Here is a 16,787-nt window from a genome sequence, read left to right as displayed (position 1 = left end):
CTTTTATTTGCGAACTATCCGAACTAATCGTTTAGCAAAAAAGGCCCCTAGAACTATGCCTAGAAGTCTACCGGAAATTCCATTTACATTGTCTCGCTAAAAAATAACCACAAAGCTAAGCCTTAAGCTGAAGGCCCCTTTATTCTGGAATATGACTCGAATCAACAACCTAACCAACTGAAAGTTACGCCAATATGCTTACGACAATGTCAATATCATCGTCTGATGTCGCAAACCCGCCTCCATAAACGGGCGCCCTTGTGGCTGATACCCTAATTGTGTATAAAACCCTTGTGCAGTGACTTGAGCGCCTAGTACCAACTGTCGCCAACCACGGCTCAGCCCATCCGCTGCAATCCGTTGAAGCAATTGTCGTGCATAGCCCTGCCCTCGCGCCGCTTTCAACGTAGCAACTCGTTGAACATGCCCCGTCCATTGGTCGCTAGGTGTCACTCGCGCTGTGGCTACCGCCTGCTTTTGATCATCATACAAGACGTAGTGCCACGTCGCTGGAGTGACCGTATCAATTTCCAAAGTTTCATCGATATGTTGTTCCTGCACAAAGACTGCCCGCCGGATTGCAATGGCATCCGCATAAACTGATGAATCAACCTGGTTACTCATTTTTATCTGCATCACGTTATCACCCGTTCTTCTGAAATACTTTGAGAATACGCGTTTCACCGGTTATCGTCAAACTAACTCGAAACGAAATTAACGCATTCTTAAAATTGTTAGCGATTACGAGTTCCGATGTTATGTTAAAATGATTTGATGACTGGTTATCGAGTCATATCCAAATTTGTTAAAAATGAGGTCTTTATCGATGTTTACCAAATTTCGCCAATACGTTAACACGCGAATTGGATTTTTTTGGCTACTAGTCTTCTTATTCTGGGCCAAAACGATCTATGCGTACTTAACCGAATTTTCACTAGGCGTTGCCGATCCACTCCAGGCATTCCTGATGCTCGTGAACCCGATTGCAACGACGGTCTTTCTGTTTAGTCTGGCGTTCTACATTCGTAAAACCGGTGTATATTACTATATTTTGCTATTCATTGATGCACTCGACACCATTTTACTGTATGCCAACGTTATCTACCATCGTGAATTCACGGATTTCATGACTGTTAGTACGATTACCGGCGTGTCCAAGGTCAGTCAGGGACTTACCGGCTCATCGTTAGCCCTAGCGAGTTGGGGCGATGTTCTTTACTGGGCGGATATTATTGTCATTCTGGCCTTGGTCATTCTTCATCGGATTGAGCAAGACACACGACCAATTAAGAAACACACGGCCTTTGCGTACACCTCTGCCGCGATTGCAGGTTTCAGTCTTAACTTGACCTTAGCAGAATCCAACCGACCACAACTACTAACCAGAACGTTTGACCGCACTTATATCGTCAAATATCTTGGTATAGATGCTTTTACAGTCTATGATGGTATCAAGGATGAACAGACCAATCATCAACGCGCCAGCGCAAAGAAATCAGAATTAGATACCGTTAAAGATTATACTGAATCACACTATGCCGCGCCAAACGCTAAGATGTACGGTCTGGCGAAGGGTCGCAACGTCATTGTGATTCATCTAGAAAGTTTTCAACAATTTCTTATTGATCAGAAAGTCAACGGTAAGGAAGTTACGCCGTTCTTAAATAAACTGTATCATAGCAACTCAACTTACAGTTTTAAGAACTTTTTCCACCAAGTTGGTCAAGGGAAAACTTCTGATGCCGAAAATATGCTTGAAACTAGTACTTACGGGCTCTCAACTGGATCATTGTTCTCCCAATTAGGCTCAGATAATACGTTCCAGGCCGCTCCCGCGATTCTAAACCAACGGGCCAATTATTCCTCCGCCGTCTTCCACGGTAACGTGGCCAGTTTCTGGAATCGAAATAACACGTATAAGAATATGGGGTACCAATATTTCTTTGATGCCAGTTATTTCGATACGACTGGTGATAAATCAACTGGATATGGTCTAAAGGATAAGCTGTTATTTAAGAATTCAGTTCAGTATCTTGAACGGCTACAACAACCGTTCTACGTCAAATACATCACGGTAACGAACCACTTCCCATTCACACTTGATAAGGAAGACACGACGTTTAAGACAACGGATACTAGTGATTCCGCCATTAACGGTTACTTCCAGACCGCCCACTACCTCGATCAATCCGTCAAAGAATTCTATACCTACTTGCAAAAGGCTGGTTTATTAAAGAATTCGATGCTCGTACTCTATGGTGACCACTACGGCTTATCCAACAGTGAAAACTCGACCTTGGCACCTATTCTCGGTAAATCTGCGGACGATTGGACTTCCTTTGATAGCGCCCAGCTTCAACGTGTGCCATTCATGATCAATATTCCAGGAATCAAGAGTGGTAAAGTCGAATCGACTTATGGCGGTGAAATTGACGTCCTACCAACGATTCTGCACTTACTAGGGATTTCAAGCAAACGTTATATTCAGTTTGGGACCGACCTCTTCTCTAAACAACACGATAGTACCGTTGCGTTTAGAAATCGCGATTTCGTCACGTCTAAATACACCGTCCTTAGCGGCAAAATTTATGACAACGCAACTGGCGAAACGATTGATGATGATGAGGCAGTTCAGAAGACTGTTGATAAAGATCAGAAGAAAGTCGACAAAGAATTAAGCCTCTCTGATTCACTTAACAATAAAAATTTGTTACGTTTCTACACCCCTAAGGGCTTCAAGAAAGTCGACGCTTCTAATTACAATTACGCCGATGGCCTTGAAAAAGAAATTCAGATTCAAAATAAATTAGCTGGCAAGTCAACCAGTCTCTACTCGAAGAATGGTAATAAGTCAACGGACTCGTTGTATACGACCGACGCACCGGAAGCTTCGCATAAGAAGACTGATTCTACTCGTATCAAGATTACCAACCCTGATGATACGGATAGTACCACGACTAGCTCTAGCAGTTCCAAATAGCAACAAGCATTCCATTTACAATGCAAGGCGCGACGGCAATTTATTTGCCATCGCGCCTTTTTATGATCTCCTTTAAATATGACGCTGCCCTCATCCATCTGGCATCGGTTGCATGATAAAATACTAATTGTGGTTTGTCTCATGCTTGCGCATTACGATGATTAACACGTGCCATCTCTTAAGTTCAGTGCCGTTCATCAGCCATTCGCGCGGGTTACCGAAACGTGCTCGGTAGCCCCATTATGCTTAGTTGAAAGTGGTTTCCTAGAGTGACTAATCTAAGCAATTATTTAGATAAAAATAACTAACACAATGCGTGTTACAATAAAATTAATAATGACTTGATTCGTCAATGCCGGATCAAGGGAGGAGGCACCACGCATGGGCGCTTGGCGTTTTTGGTGGGATAGTACCCGCCGTTTTTATAAGAACTGGGGCAGTTACGTTGCCCTGATATTTAGTACCAATTTGGTCATTAGTTACCTAGCAATTCCTTTTTTTAATTGGGTGCTAGAAATGTTACTCAAGTGGCAACGGGTCAGTTATGTCTCGTACACGAATATCGGTAGTATTATTATTCACCAACCACTGGCCGCACTCGGTATGGTGGCGATCTTATTAGCCATTATTATTTTAGTTTATTGGCAATTTGCCTTTCTGCTACTGGGTATTATGAATATCTTTCGTGGCCGACCACAAACTGTGCGCGCGGTCTTGCGGTCAACGGTCACTAGTCTGACTGGCACCTCACCCAGCACTTTCTTATTCTTTATCGGCTACTTTATTGTGATTTTGCCATTTGGAAGTTTCATCTTTACAACACCATTACTCAACAAGGCCAAAATTCCAGCCTTCATTGTCAGCTATCTCATGGAAAACCCGTGGATGACGCTCGGCTTGGGGTGCTTCTACTTACTGGCTGGTTACCTTGGAATTCGCCTAATTAGCCTATTACCGCTAATGATTGTCGATCGGCTTCCATGGAAAACGGCCGTTACTCGTAGTTGGCAACAAACGCGCCACCATCTTTGGCGCTACTTGTGGACCATGATTGTGACCTTATTCATGATTTTTCTGATCGTCACGACCATTTATACGTTGATTTACGTAGCCCAGCTTCAATTCGATAAAACAAGTTTTGCCATGGCCGCTGCCACTGTTAATCTCTTTATCATGGAAGCAATCACCGAAATTATTATTTGTTATACCACGGCCATCTTCATGATGTTAATTATTGTTTGCTATCGTCAAGACTTTACACTCCTCCGCCAACAACCGCAATACTTTAACGAGGCACCACGGTTGCGCAAATTGACCCGGGCGAGTGTTGCAATTGGCTTGCTGTTAGCGACAAGTTTGCTAGTTGCCGTTAATTTAGTCTACTTAAATGGACTAGTGATTACCAAGCCAATCATGATTTCCCACCGCGGCGTCGATAACGGAAACGGCGTGCAAAACACAATTCCTGCACTGATCAAGACCAGCAAGGAACATCCGGATTACGTTGAGATGGACATCCAAGTCACCAAGGACCATCAATTCGTTGTCATGCATGATCCAACCTTAAAAGCCTTAGCTGGCGTTAAGAAAAAGCCATCTCAATTAACATTAAAACAACTAGAAAAAATTACTGTTCGTGAAAATGGCTATCAGGCAAAGATTCCAAGTTTCGATGCTTACCTGAAAGCGGCTCACAAGCATCATCAAAAACTATTAGTCGAAATCAAGACCAGCTCGGCTTACACCGCCGCCGATACTAAACGGTTCATCGATCGTTATGGTGCGACCCTACTGGCTCATCATGACCAAGTCCATACGCTTAGTTTCAAAGTCATGCGTGACTTGAAACGCTTAGATCAAAAACAATTCGTTAGTTACATCTTGCCTTATAATCTCACGTTCCCGCATACAGTCGCGAACGGCTACACCATGGAGGTCACCACATTAAACGACCAATTCGTTGACAAGGCTGACCGCAATCACAAGACGGTTTACGCCTGGGACATTGATAATACGGACCAAATGGATCAAATGATGTTCATGGGCGTCACCGGCGTAGTCACTGATAATCTAACGGAAATGCAGCAAGAAGTTAAGAGCAACACCGACCATCCCAGCTATGCCAAACTCTTATTGACTTTTATGAATGAATTAAGTCTAACTAGCAACGAGTAATCCACATTATTTCAAAGTTGCTGTCACAGCGAGTGCATAAATCATTCAGCAACCACGAAAATTCTGAATGATGTCGTTGCTGAAAAAGTGACTTCCAGCTGATGACGAATCGTAAGCGCCATCTGAATGCATAAGTGCATTTGGATAGCGCTTTTTTTGATCTGATTAGCCGTCGCGGTGATTGAGATGTTGGTAAAAAACTGTATTAAAGTGCTCAGCGCTCCGGGTTATCTGCCATTTTAATTTCTAAAGCGCACGAATGCCGATAGTTGATCAGCCACTGATTTTTAATACTTTTACCGCCAATTAGGTGCTCATATGGAATGACCCAGAAACAGGGTCTGAACCATGAAGTCCTTTGATGACAGTACGTTATCAGGGACGTCAATATTAGATAAAAACCAGAAAGAGCCATGAGTTATCATGACTCCGTAAGCAACAGATTGGTAGCAGTTCGTCCTACTTTTGCTTGTGTCTCAACACAACAACCGAAATACCTAAAATTCCAAGAACTATTGGAACATCGATTGCGGTAACCGGCAATCCAAATTGCGATAAAATGTAAATGAAGCATACTATTAATAAAACACCACCGTATTTTTAAAAAAAACCGATAATTACATTGTCTGGATAACGCTTTTTTAAATACAGTAATAGAAAAATAAAACACAAATAAAGTATCGTATGCTTCACAACACTTAGTGACATATAAAATCTAATCATCTAAACTAACACACCATCAATAATGGAACCTTTTGCCATAAACAGAATCATCCTCTCAAATTCTACGTTAACAACAGGCAGTATGTTACGAATTTATCTTAACAACAGCGTTTCTTTATCGTTATCAATTTTCAGTAAATTTTGTGTATTTTTTTGTACAAACTTATACATTGTAAAAGTTTAGTCGGAGCGACCGGTTGTTTTTTTATTTTAAGACACACCAAAGCTATCTAGATTGAAAAAAACATTTGCCTTTCTACCACTTCATGGTACAACAGGCCGCCAATAAAGCGGGTTCTTAAAGGAACAAGCAAATAGGACGAGAAGCCAAGATTCGGTTTCTCGTCCCATTTGCTTGTATAGCGCCAGTTATATCGCAGCTCTTTTAAACTTACATTTTTTCAAACACGGTCGTACTATGCAGTGGACTCCGTCGTTCGGGATACAAGGTCATCATTAACTGATTGACCGCGTTAGGAGCTTCCCCGAAGCCACTGGCAATCAAGCCTAACTTGCCCGCGTAAGTCACCGTATCACCAATAGCCGCAATCCCAGGTACGTCGGTATTCATCTCCGTATCAACGGTGATGAGTCGGTGGGCCATGGTTGGGGTCACGTGCCAGTTTCGGATGACTTTATTATCCGCGATAAAGCCATAGTTAACAATCAAATCATCAACGGCCAATGTTTCTTCAGTTGTGCCGCGAACCTCTTTCATCGTCAGCTGTAACTGTCCGGTAGCCGTCTCTGCAAGTTGCTTAATCAAAAATGGCGTCTTGATTTCAACGGAAGACGCTTTTAACAAGTCCACATTGTGTTCCATCCCACGGAACCGATCACGCCGATGCATGATATAAACGTGCTTAGCAACGGGTTCAAGCATCAAGGCCATATCGATGGCTGAGTCGCCACCACCCGCAACTAGTACCGTTCGATCCGCAAATTGCTTGACACTTGGAATGTGGTAGAATAATTGCTTATTCTCAAATTCAGCCGCATTATCGACTGCTAAGCGCCGGGGTTCAAAAGCCCCACTCCCAGTCGCTACGATAATCGCTTTGGAATGTGACTGCTGTCCACTCGCCGTGGTAATCGTGAAATCACCCATCGCTCCCGTGACATCCGTCACCGGGCTCGCCAATTGAATGTCAATTGGAAATTGTGTGAGTTGCTTTTCAAGTTGTGCCACCAGTTCGCGGCCCTTGATTGCCGGATATCCCGCAACGTCATGAATGATCTTCTCAGGATACAAAGCCTGAACCTGACCCCCTAATTCGGGGAGACTTTCTAATAACTGAACCCGTGCATTACGCATACCAGCATAGAAGGCTGCAAACATGCCGACCGGGCCACCACCAATAATTGTTAAATCATATTCTGCACTCATCGTTTCCCAGCTCTCTTCTATGTAGACTTATTGCTTCTCATTCTAGTGGATTCGGCGAAGGTTTGCAAAAGCAATTTTTACTAATTCGACTATAATAGGATTCAAAGGCGAGGTGGATCAGTGATGCGACGAATTAAAATTATTAAAATCATGGCCATTATTAGTGCGACCCTGGTCGTAGGGATTGGATCCTATTGGCAACATCGCTTGACCCCATTACGAAAAACGCGGGTCGCCCAAACGAGTATTCCGACCATCTTCGTCGGTGGCGATTACGCGCGCGCATTTTCTACCGACGGCTTTGTGCACCGCTTAACCGCGGCACACCTGATGACGAAAGGATTGGTCGTCCATGTTAGTCACGCCGGCCACGTGACCGTCCAACAGTTCGGACCACTAAAAAACAACCCAACGATTCAGGTTATCTTTGCCGATAATCATCATGCGAAACGTCAAGCTCGGCAGTTTGCTACTGTCATGCAAGGGCTCGCAAAACGCTACCACGTGACCCGCTACAATGCTGTCGGTCACTCATCTGGAGGTAATATCATCTTTGATTATCTGACAGCGCAAGTCCCCCAGCGCGCACAAATCAATAAGTTTGTGACCATTGGCTCGACCTATCCGGGCTTGACCACTCAGCAGTTAAACCGGTTACCACGGTCCTTGCCGATATTGAATATTGCCGGCCATGTTTGGCATACAAGTGGTGATGGCGGCGTCAATTTACAAGCCGTACTTAAATTCAGCCATCAATTATTGGCAGCTGGTTGGTCACCAAAAACCCAAATCATTCACGGTAGTCCCCTGACCGCCAGCCACTCAATGTTGCATATCAATCCACAGGTCGACTTACTCATCATCCAGTTCTTGTACGGCAACTGATCAATTCATCGAGGCGTGCTGCCAATCAACCTGAAGCACGCCACACTTCTAATTTAACAGGATTCGGACACCCTTACGTCCCTTGGATGGGATGGCAAATGGTGTCTTTTCTGGTATCCTAAAACATCACATATCAGTTAATAACGCAATCACAAAAAAGTCTGCTAAATCTGGCCGCATACCGTTAGTTAAGCTAGCAAACGGTGTTTTGTCAGCGATTTTTATGTACAACGGTGGTAATGTATGGGTATATCTTAAATGGAGGCGATTACCATGCGCAAAAAATGGCGATGGTTATTATTAGCACTTACTGGAATTTTCTTTTTGATGTTCGGGCCACCCTTAGTTAGTCAGGCCCGCAACGTAATTGAAGCAACGGGCAACGATGTTAATAGTGCGGTTATCAAAGATAGTAAGGGCAAGATAATGGCTCACGATGCACAATTGCCAGAAGACCAAGAATACACAGTCAATTACAACTGGCGCATCCCTGATAACCTCAAGATCAAGGCGGGCGACACGATGGCTTTCCAAGTCCCCGAAAACGTTCGTATTCCGCATGACGAGGCTTTTCCAATGAAAGGAATCACTGCAGGTACCATCGGAACCTTCTTCATTGCTGCCGGCGCACATACGGGTCTCGTCACATTTAATCAGGCCTATCAAACCAGACCACGTAATCGGAAAGGGTTTGTTCAATTGGACGCCTTCGGAACCGTTCCTAGTCATCCTGGTAACTTAGCCCCAATTTTATTAGAGAAATCAGCTGAATGGGCTGACGAAGCTAATCCACGGCGGATCAACTGGACAATTCGTGTCTTGCCTAATAACAATCAGCTCGTCGATCCCACCTTTGTTGATACGTTGAGTCCGAACCAAACGTATGTCAATGGCAGCGCCGTCCTACGCGATGAGACAGGTAATATTATTCCCGTCAATACGAGCGTGAATGGTAATCAATTGACGTTTAATGCCACAGGGTCGTTTACGTCAGAGTTAGCTTTGACCTACCAAACTAAGACTAACGAACCCACTGGCGACGCAACTTTTGAAAATAATGTCACCTATACTGACAAGAACGGCAACAAGGGATCCGCGACAGCCACGATTTCACGGCCAGTCACCGAACCGGACGTTCCCGAAAATCCAGGTATTTCGGAACCAACAGATCCCGATGAAGATGAGGAACCAGGAGTTACTGAACCGGAAAAACCTGGGACTACCGAACCCGAGAAACCCGGAGTCACCGAACCAGAGAAACCTGGGACTACCGAACCCGAGAAACCCGGAGTCACCGAACCAGAAAAACCTGGGACTACCGAACCCGAGAAACCCGGAGTCACCGAACCAGAGAAACCTGGGACTACCGAACCCGAGAAACCCGGAGTCACCGAACCAGAAAAACCTGGGACTACTGAACCGGAGAAACCCGGGGTCACTGAACCAGAAAAACCTGGGACTACTGAACCGGAGAAACCCGGGGTCACTGAACCAGAAAAACCTGGGACTACTGAACCGGAGAAACCCGGGGTCACTGAACCAGAAAAACCTGGGACTACTGAACCGGAGAAACCCGGAATCACTGAACCAGAAAAGCCGGGTACCGTCTCACCAGAACAGCCGAGTGGTCCTAAGCCCACCAATCCAGGAACCGTAACACCTGAAAAACCAACGGCCGTCACTCCAGCCGTTCCAAATGAGTCGTCTCCATCGACCCCCGAACCAAGCGTCAGTGGTAATCTGTCAGCACCTGCCAATCCAGCGACAAATTCGACTAACACGACCGCCACAACGGTTCCGGCAACTAATCCCTTACCAGCATCGGCAGCTACAGCTTTTGCAGGCTCAGCACCGATGAATAAGTCGTTGCCACAAACTAACGAACACTCGGCAAGTTGGTCAGTAGCTATCGGTCTCGCCTTATTGATTGGATTACTCGGTAGCGCTTTTGTCCTGACACGCCGAACTAAGCATCGGCATTCATAATTAGCTTGTCACACCGTCAAAAAAATGAGCTGCTCACGTCGCGTTGAACTGACGATCAACGGTGTGAGTAGCTCATTTTTTATAATTTCAACTTGCTGCTAGTAACACTGCGCGATACTTTGTTAGTCGGTCTCACGATCTAGTTGCTCCAGCGCCGTTTTTAATTGTGCTTGCGCACTCGCATCCAGTGAGGGATACGCTAATGGCAATTCCGACAGGCGTTGATTGATGATTTCCGAAACACAGAGCCGCGAATACCACTTACTATCCGACGGAATGACGTACCACGGTGTCGCTTTAGTAGCCGTCTTGGTGATAGCATCATCATAAGCACGCTGATAATCATCCCAATACTGCCGTTCCTGAATATCGGCAGCTGAGAATTTCCAGTTGTGACTTGGAATTTCAATACGGCGAATAAAACGTTGCTTCTGTTCCGCCTTTGACATGTGTAAGAAGAACTTGAGCACTAAGTAGCCGTTGTGTTGCAAGTAATCTTCAAAGTACCGAAGATCGTTAAAACGACGTTCAAAAAAAGCATCATCCACTTGTTTCTTATCGTTAATCTCACCGACGTGCTCATTCACAATAATTTCCGGATGGACTCGACTAACAAGTACGTCTTCATAATACGACCGATTGAAGATCCCAATCATGCCGCGTTTGGGGACCCGATCATGAATTCGCCATAAATAATCATGCGCAATTTCTTTAGTAGTTGGTTGCTTGAACGATGTGACTTCACAGCCTTGGGGGTTGACCCCACTCATGATATGGCGAATCATACTGTCCTTACCCGCCGCATCCATCGCCTGAAAAATGACTAAAACACCAAATCGGTCTTGTGCATATAACTTACCTTGCAGTTCAGTCAGTTGCTTAATATTCTTGGCGATTTGCGCCTTGATGACCTTTTCGTCTTCAAATTCTGGATCAACCGCCGTTGCTAATTTAGTTAATCCTAATTTTTGCTTTCCAGTATATCGGTAGTGCTTTTCAAAATTCACGTTCTAGCTTCCCCTCAATATTATCGATAATCAACTAATGTCGCTAGCGGTTGATGATCTGCTGGCTTGCCAGCAACGGCCGCTTTGCCAATTGAAACGAGCAATAGTGGCCGATACCGCTGGGCGTCAAGTTCCAAAATAGACGTGAATCCGGCAGCATCAAACCCGGTCATCGGATTCGTATCAAAGCCATGATCTTTAGCCACTAACATAAATTGCATCGCAATCAGGCCAGCATCTAGGGCGCCAATGGTCTCGTCACCAGTATCAAATTGTTGCCCCTGACTGGCCTGAAACGCTGGCGCTTGATGTTGATTTTCACGATCCAGCACAAATAAGACGACGGCACTGGCCGTAGTTAACTGACTGGTATTACCAGTCGCGGCACACAACCATTGTCGCAAGGCTGCATCCTCAATCACCAACGCCCGAATCGGTTGTTGATTCAATGCGGTTGGTGCCAAAAATGCGGTCTGTAACATCGCGCCCATTTCTTCACGCCCAATTTTAGTTTGGCCGTCATATTGCCGAACCGAATGGCGCGCATTCATGATTGCTTCTAATGGACTATTCGTCGTCATCAGCTTCACCTTCCTTAATTGTCAGTATAAAACAGCCTTCAACATTTCGCCAGTAAGCGTGGTCGTGAAATATTTCCGAACATTTTTCTGTTCAATGTTAATTTAATTCGCCGCTAGCCGTTGTCAGCATCAGCTGAAACGTTTACAATTAAAACATAGCTTTATAGCGCTTCAGACCTAATCAGGGAGGATGTTTTACATGGCAAAACGTAAAATGATTTTAGACTTAGACACCGGGATTGACGACGCAATGGCCATTGCCTACGCAGTCGGTGCACCCGACGTTGATTTAATTGGGATTATCAGTTCTTATGGGAACTGCCTAGTGGATCAGGCGGCGATTAACAGTTTACAAATTCTAGAACTACTAGGTGCCACTGACGTACCCGTCTTTCTAGGTGAACCCCACTCCAGTACGACGGAACACTTTGACGTTATGCCGATTTCACAGCAGATTCATGGCATGAACGGTATCGGCGACGTGAACCTTCCTGAACCGAAACGCGCCGTGGAAAAGCAGTCCGGTGTCGACTTCTTAATTGATGCCGTTCACCAATATGGCGCCGATCTGACCCTAGTGCCAACCGGTCCCTTAACCAACTTGGCCGAAGCACTCGAAAAAGCACCAGACATTGCCAGCACCATTGGTAATGTGACCTTAATGGGTGGTGCACTGACTGTTCCAGGTAATGTCAGTCACTACGCTGAAGCCAATATTAATCAAGATGCCGAAGCGGCCAACGCCGTCTTCACCAGTACGATGCCTCTTACGATGGTCGGACTCGACGTAACGTTACGGACATTATTAACCAAGACTGAAACACAACAATGGCGGGACTTAAAGACAACTGCGGGCGAAAAATTTGCTGACATTGTTGACTATTACATTGCGGCTTACGATATTACGAGTCCTGACTTACACGGTTGTGCCTTACACGATCCACTGGCAGTCGGCGTTTCACTCGATCCAAGTTTTGTCACCACGTTAGACCTGAATATGTACGTCCAGGCTAGTGGTGAAGATTATGGCCGGACAATTGGTGACCCTGCGCGACTCAATGACCCAACTAACGTCACGGTTGCGTTAACGGTCGACAAGGATCGTTATTTGAAGACATTCATGAATTACCTGACGACATTATTTAAAGCCCATTAGTTATATTTCATCATGGCAACCGGATCACAGAAGTTCGCTTCCGTGATCCGGTTGTTATTATTTATTTACAAGTCTGCTAATTTTTCATTTTTCCCCGGCAATTTATGTTAAATTAGCAGTATCACCATTCAGAAAGTAGGTATCGCCATGGCACAAAAATATTACGCTGTTCGTAAGGGACGCCAACCTGGTATTTACCGCACCTGGCCCGAAACTCAAAAGCAAGTTAGCGGTTATCCACAAGCACAGTACAAGAGCTTCACAAGCGAGAAAGACGCTCAGGATTTTATGGCTGGTAAGGCCAGTCCAACCCGACTAGCTCACTCAAAATCAATATCTAATCAAACGCCGGTCAACGCAGCCATTACTGTTTATACTGATGGCGGTTCGCGAAATACCGGAAACGTTGCCGGTCAGCACGTGCACCAAGATGATAAGGCTGCCTGGGCTTATCGGATTGAAATGCCCGACCAACTCGTCACTGACTCTGCCGGCGAATGGGGTGCCACCAATAATCGCATGGAAATCATGGCCTTCTTACGAGCTCTTGAACAATTGCAACAGCTTGGCCAAACTAAGACTGGGATTCTGTTCGTACTTGATTCACAGTATGTCCTCAACGCAGTCACTAAGGGCTGGCTGGCTGGTTGGAAACGACGCGGCTGGAAACGCAGCAATGGTCCGTTAGTTAACGCTGAGTTATGGCGTGAAGTCGACCGGTTGCTTCCAGCATTCACTGCACTTAATTACCGCTGGACTAAGGGCCACGCTACCAATCAGGGCAATGTCTTTGTCGATCATTTGTTGAATCAAACTATGGATCAAATGCACGCTGGTCAGCCGGCCCAAGCCTCGACTGGTGCTAAAATTAGTCCACAGCCAGCTAAAACTAGTGTGCCACAGCCGACTATGTCGAACCCAACACCAACTAAGTCTAATCAATCGGCCACTGTACGCTCGACACCAGCTGAAAAAAAGCCAGTTGATCCCGAACAAGTCGCCCGTTCAGTAGCGGCAATCAAGAAGATGCTACGCGATAACTAATCAAAAACTGTGACCCCAACATACTGATTGCTGGAACCGAATTCCGCAAGTCAACTGTTTGGATCACAGTTTTATTTCATTAAAATTTATAGCCAACCAATTTTTTTTAGTCCATTGGCGATGCCATCGTGATCACAATCGGTCGTCGTAATGTCTGCTAATGCTTTAATCTCAGCTTTCGCGTTACCCATAGCGACCCCAATACCGGCGCTCTGAATCATCTCTCGGTCATTATCATTATCACCAAAGGCCGCAACGTTACTCGAATCGACATTAAGTGCCGCTGCCAGTTTTGCAATTCCTTGCGCCTTAGATCCCACTTTGGGAATGATATCAACCCCGCGTTCATGAAAACGAACAAAGGAAAACTCATCTGGATGCGGCAACAATCGATTTTGGACATCCGGGTAAAACATCATGGCCTGATACACATCATGGTGCTGATAGTAATCAGGGGCATAATCCAACTCAGGTGCCCGAAACGTGTTCAACACCTGGCGCGTCGTGGTGGACGGATGTGTGTGGATATGTAGCCCATCCAGTGATTCGACCACAATATCAATATTCTGTTTATCCGCCGCCGCAACCAATTTGCCAACATTGTCTTTAGATAAGGTGTGTTGATGAATTTGTTGGCGACCAGCAAACGCTGCTGAACCATTGCACAGTACATAATCTTGTAATTGTAAGGCATTAATAACTGGCCGGGCCATCGCTAAATTGCGACCCGTGGCGATGGCTACATGAATCCCATCATCTCTAAGTGCTTGAATACTTTCAATGGTGCTCGGTAATAATTGCTTATTGCGAGCCAATAGTGTGTCATCAATGTCAAAAACTGCTAATCTTGCTACCATATTAATTGCTCCTCCAAGTTATCGCGGGATAAATTCTGATTTAATCAATTCATGGGTACGGCTCTTGCCGATTGCCAATCGAAATGCTGACTGACCCAATGATTCTAGATGATGGTCGATCGTCGAAAACTTTAATAGTCGACTCGTCAGCAAGTTCTCCTGCCCAATCACTGGAATGGGGGCTAACCCGTGATCCATAAAATATTGATAGGCGCCCGCCCCAATATCATCGCCATTTGCAAAAATCGCGGCCACGCGAGACGCTTGATTGGCAAAATACTTACCAGCGTGGTAACCGTCTTCATAAGTGGCAGCACCGGTATAGAGTCGCTCGTCATCCAACTGACCATATACTTCGTGGTAGGCTCGCCGCGTAACCCGTGTACTAGCACTAATGACGTTATTACGGCTCAAAATAACGCCCATCGTCGCATAACCTTGTTGCTTCGCCCACCGTAATGCCGTAACATATGAAGCCATGCGGTCCGTATAAGCTGCGGCCAATGCCCGGTCATCACCTGGATCTTCACAACAGACGATTTGACCATACTTGCGGTAACGTTCCAGTGTATCCAGTGAACTACTACGTGACGTAAAAATCAGCGCATCATAGGCTTTACTTCTTAAGTCTTCTAAATAATGGCGTTCAATCGTCATATCATAATTAGTCGGTAGCAACATGATTTTATAACCCGCCGCAAAGCCTGCACTGACGATACCATCAACTACCCGTGCGAAATACGGGTGATTCGCATACGGTAGTACCACGCCAATTGTCTTCGTCCGCCCCCGACTTAAATCACGAGCGACCCGGTTAGGTACGTAATCCAGTTCTTGCATAATAGCCTCAACTTTGGCCCGTTTATCATCCGCAACGTACTTCTGATGGTTAATTACCCGCGAGACTGTCGAGACGGAATAACCCGATAGTCGCGCAATATCATGTATATTCGTCATCACAGAACTTCCTCTCTCAATTGATGATACCACGTTGTTTCATATAATTACCATAATTTATGAAACCGGTACCAGGTCAAGCTGATTTTACTCAGTTTTATGATAATCGTCGCTTTTTTCCAATATTAACCGTATGATACTAACTATGGAGGTCGATGACATGTCAATATTAATTGCCTTGCAACAACAGTCAGACTTTACTAGTACTGAACAGCGGATCAGTAGCTATATTCTGGCACATCTAGATCAAATGCCAACTATTCTGATCAAAGACCTAGCCGCTAAGACGTACACATCCCATTCAGCAATCATTAGGTTGGCCCAAAAATTGAACTACCGGGGCTTTCGCGATTTCCAACGGAAATTGACTGCCGAAAGCATTGCCCAGGCACATCAAGCCGCCACTGTGGATGCCAATTTTCCGTTCTCGGCGACAGATTCGGTCGCCACAATCAGCCAAAAGATGGCCGCCTTGAATATTCGGGCCATTCAGACAGCCCAGCAGCAACTTGATACGAACCAATTAGCCCAAGCTGCTGACTTATTGACGCGATCAAAACGAATCTTTATCTTCTCGCAAGGTGACTCACAACTACGGGCCCGTAGTTTTCAAAATAAACTCGTCAAAATCAATCGTTTTGCTATAATCGCCGAAGAATATGCTGACGAATCCTGGAACGCAGCCAACTTAACAGCTGATGATTGTGCTCTGATTATTTCATATGCTGGTACTACTAAAATCCATCAGCAAGTTGCCACCTATTTTCACGCTCATCAAATTCCCATGATTGTCCTAACAGGTAATCCACAATCACCACTCATCAGTCAAGCGACCCAGCACTTGCTCACCGTTCAGAGTGAATATAATTTTGCCAAAATCGGTACTTTTGCATCCCAAGCGGCGTTTGAATACGTCTTAGACAGTCTTTTCGCAGTCATGTATGCACATGATTTTCATCACCATTTACAAGACCTGCGACAAAAACAGCACCTAATCCAGGACGGCCCGCTCACCACAAAATAACACATCTAACGACTCAAAAGCGCGT

13 protein-coding genes are annotated in these 16,787 nt (G+C 45.3%); 7 read left to right on the top strand and 6 right to left on the bottom strand.

Annotated features, from left to right (window positions below; all coding sequences use genetic code 11):
• Window positions 1-198: 198 nt before the first annotated feature.
• Window positions 199-636 carry a GNAT family N-acetyltransferase gene (locus tag E5260_RS04370; protein ID WP_003642697.1) on the bottom strand — a complete coding sequence of 146 codons (438 nt, stop codon included), beginning with the start codon at window positions 634-636 and terminating at the stop codon, window positions 199-201.
• 190 nt (window positions 637-826) lie between these two features.
• Between E5260_RS04370 and E5260_RS04365 the strand changes: the two genes are divergently transcribed.
• Both E5260_RS04365 and E5260_RS04360 read left to right on the top strand, forming a co-directional pair.
• Window positions 827-2,980, top strand: a complete 2,154-nt coding sequence (locus E5260_RS04365) for an LTA synthase family protein (protein ID WP_003642696.1) — start codon at window positions 827-829, stop codon at window positions 2,978-2,980.
• Window positions 2,981-3,361: 381 nt separating this feature from the next.
• Window positions 3,362-5,155, top strand: a complete 1,794-nt coding sequence (locus tag E5260_RS04360) for a glycerophosphodiester phosphodiesterase (protein WP_003642695.1) — start codon at window positions 3,362-3,364, stop codon at window positions 5,153-5,155.
• Between the two features lie 1,114 nt (window positions 5,156-6,269).
• Here the strand turns inward: E5260_RS04360 and E5260_RS04355 are convergent.
• The gene (locus tag E5260_RS04355) at window positions 6,270-7,265 is read right to left on the bottom strand and encodes an NAD(P)/FAD-dependent oxidoreductase (protein ID WP_003642692.1); all 996 of its coding nucleotides are present in this window, start codon (window positions 7,263-7,265) and stop codon (window positions 6,270-6,272) included.
• Between the two features lie 123 nt (window positions 7,266-7,388).
• On the opposite strand from E5260_RS04355, the gene E5260_RS04350 reads away from it, so the two are divergent.
• Both E5260_RS04350 and E5260_RS15600 read left to right on the top strand, forming a co-directional pair.
• Window positions 7,389-8,150 carry an alpha/beta hydrolase gene (locus E5260_RS04350; protein ID WP_003642691.1) on the top strand — a complete coding sequence of 254 codons (762 nt, stop codon included), beginning with the start codon at window positions 7,389-7,391 and terminating at the stop codon, window positions 8,148-8,150.
• 273 nt (window positions 8,151-8,423) lie between these two features.
• Window positions 8,424-10,136 carry an Ig-like domain-containing protein gene (locus E5260_RS15600; protein ID WP_182482029.1) on the top strand — a complete coding sequence of 571 codons (1,713 nt, stop codon included), beginning with the start codon at window positions 8,424-8,426 and terminating at the stop codon, window positions 10,134-10,136.
• Between the two features lie 122 nt (window positions 10,137-10,258).
• Here E5260_RS15600 and E5260_RS04340 read toward each other — a convergent pair whose 3' ends face one another.
• Entirely contained in the window at window positions 10,259-11,143 is an 885-nt protein-coding gene (locus E5260_RS04340) for a polyphosphate kinase 2 family protein (protein WP_003642687.1), read from the bottom strand.
• A gap of 20 nt (window positions 11,144-11,163) precedes the next feature.
• Entirely contained in the window at window positions 11,164-11,724 is a 561-nt protein-coding gene (locus tag E5260_RS04335; RefSeq protein WP_003642686.1) for a nitroreductase family protein, read from the bottom strand.
• 199 nt (window positions 11,725-11,923) lie between these two features.
• Here E5260_RS04335 and E5260_RS04330 point away from each other — a divergent pair, with 199 nt between their 5' ends.
• Entirely contained in the window at window positions 11,924-12,880 is a 957-nt protein-coding gene (locus E5260_RS04330; protein ID WP_003644692.1) for a nucleoside hydrolase, read from the top strand.
• Between the two features lie 147 nt (window positions 12,881-13,027).
• Window positions 13,028-13,924 carry a ribonuclease H family protein gene (locus E5260_RS04325; RefSeq protein WP_003642684.1) on the top strand — a complete coding sequence of 299 codons (897 nt, stop codon included), beginning with the start codon at window positions 13,028-13,030 and terminating at the stop codon, window positions 13,922-13,924.
• An 86-nt stretch (window positions 13,925-14,010) separates the two neighbouring features.
• On the opposite strand, the gene E5260_RS04320 is transcribed toward E5260_RS04325, so the two are convergent.
• Both E5260_RS04320 and E5260_RS04315 read right to left on the bottom strand, forming a co-directional pair.
• Entirely contained in the window at window positions 14,011-14,781 is a 771-nt protein-coding gene (locus E5260_RS04320; RefSeq protein WP_003642683.1) for a Cof-type HAD-IIB family hydrolase, read from the bottom strand.
• Window positions 14,782-14,799: 18 nt separating this feature from the next.
• Window positions 14,800-15,738 (bottom strand): LacI family DNA-binding transcriptional regulator, encoded by a 939-nt coding sequence (locus E5260_RS04315; protein ID WP_003642682.1) that lies wholly within the window; start codon window positions 15,736-15,738, stop codon window positions 14,800-14,802.
• Window positions 15,739-15,898: 160 nt separating this feature from the next.
• Between E5260_RS04315 and E5260_RS04310 the strand changes: the two genes are divergently transcribed.
• Entirely contained in the window at window positions 15,899-16,762 is an 864-nt protein-coding gene (locus tag E5260_RS04310) for a MurR/RpiR family transcriptional regulator (protein WP_003644694.1), read from the top strand.
• Window positions 16,763-16,787 lie beyond the last annotated feature (25 nt).

Origin of the sequence: Lactiplantibacillus plantarum (assembly GCF_014131735.1) — a bacterium.
GTDB lineage: Bacteria > Bacillota > Bacilli > Lactobacillales > Lactobacillaceae > Lactiplantibacillus > Lactiplantibacillus plantarum.
The sequence above is the reverse complement of the archived record's forward strand: the minus strand, read 5'-3'. Positions and strand labels throughout refer to the sequence as shown.

Coding starts and splice junctions, on each gene's coding strand:
- E5260_RS04370 (WP_003642697.1), bottom strand. CDS start 636: ATGCAGATAAAAATGAGTAACCAGGTTGATTCATCAGTTTATGCGGAT.
- E5260_RS04365 (WP_003642696.1), top strand. CDS start 827: ATGTTTACCAAATTTCGCCAATACGTTAACACGCGAATTGGATTTTTT.
- E5260_RS04360 (WP_003642695.1), top strand. CDS start 3,362: ATGGGCGCTTGGCGTTTTTGGTGGGATAGTACCCGCCGTTTTTATAAG.
- E5260_RS04355 (WP_003642692.1), bottom strand. CDS start 7,265: ATGAGTGCAGAATATGATTTAACAATTATTGGTGGTGGCCCGGTCGGC.
- E5260_RS04350 (WP_003642691.1), top strand. CDS start 7,389: ATGCGACGAATTAAAATTATTAAAATCATGGCCATTATTAGTGCGACC.
- E5260_RS15600 (WP_182482029.1), top strand. CDS start 8,424: ATGCGCAAAAAATGGCGATGGTTATTATTAGCACTTACTGGAATTTTC.
- E5260_RS04335 (WP_003642686.1), bottom strand. CDS start 11,724: ATGACGACGAATAGTCCATTAGAAGCAATCATGAATGCGCGCCATTCG.
- E5260_RS04330 (WP_003644692.1), top strand. CDS start 11,924: ATGGCAAAACGTAAAATGATTTTAGACTTAGACACCGGGATTGACGAC.
- E5260_RS04325 (WP_003642684.1), top strand. CDS start 13,028: ATGGCACAAAAATATTACGCTGTTCGTAAGGGACGCCAACCTGGTATT.
- E5260_RS04320 (WP_003642683.1), bottom strand. CDS start 14,781: ATGGTAGCAAGATTAGCAGTTTTTGACATTGATGACACACTATTGGCT.
- E5260_RS04315 (WP_003642682.1), bottom strand. CDS start 15,738: ATGACGAATATACATGATATTGCGCGACTATCGGGTTATTCCGTCTCG.
- E5260_RS04310 (WP_003644694.1), top strand. CDS start 15,899: ATGTCAATATTAATTGCCTTGCAACAACAGTCAGACTTTACTAGTACT.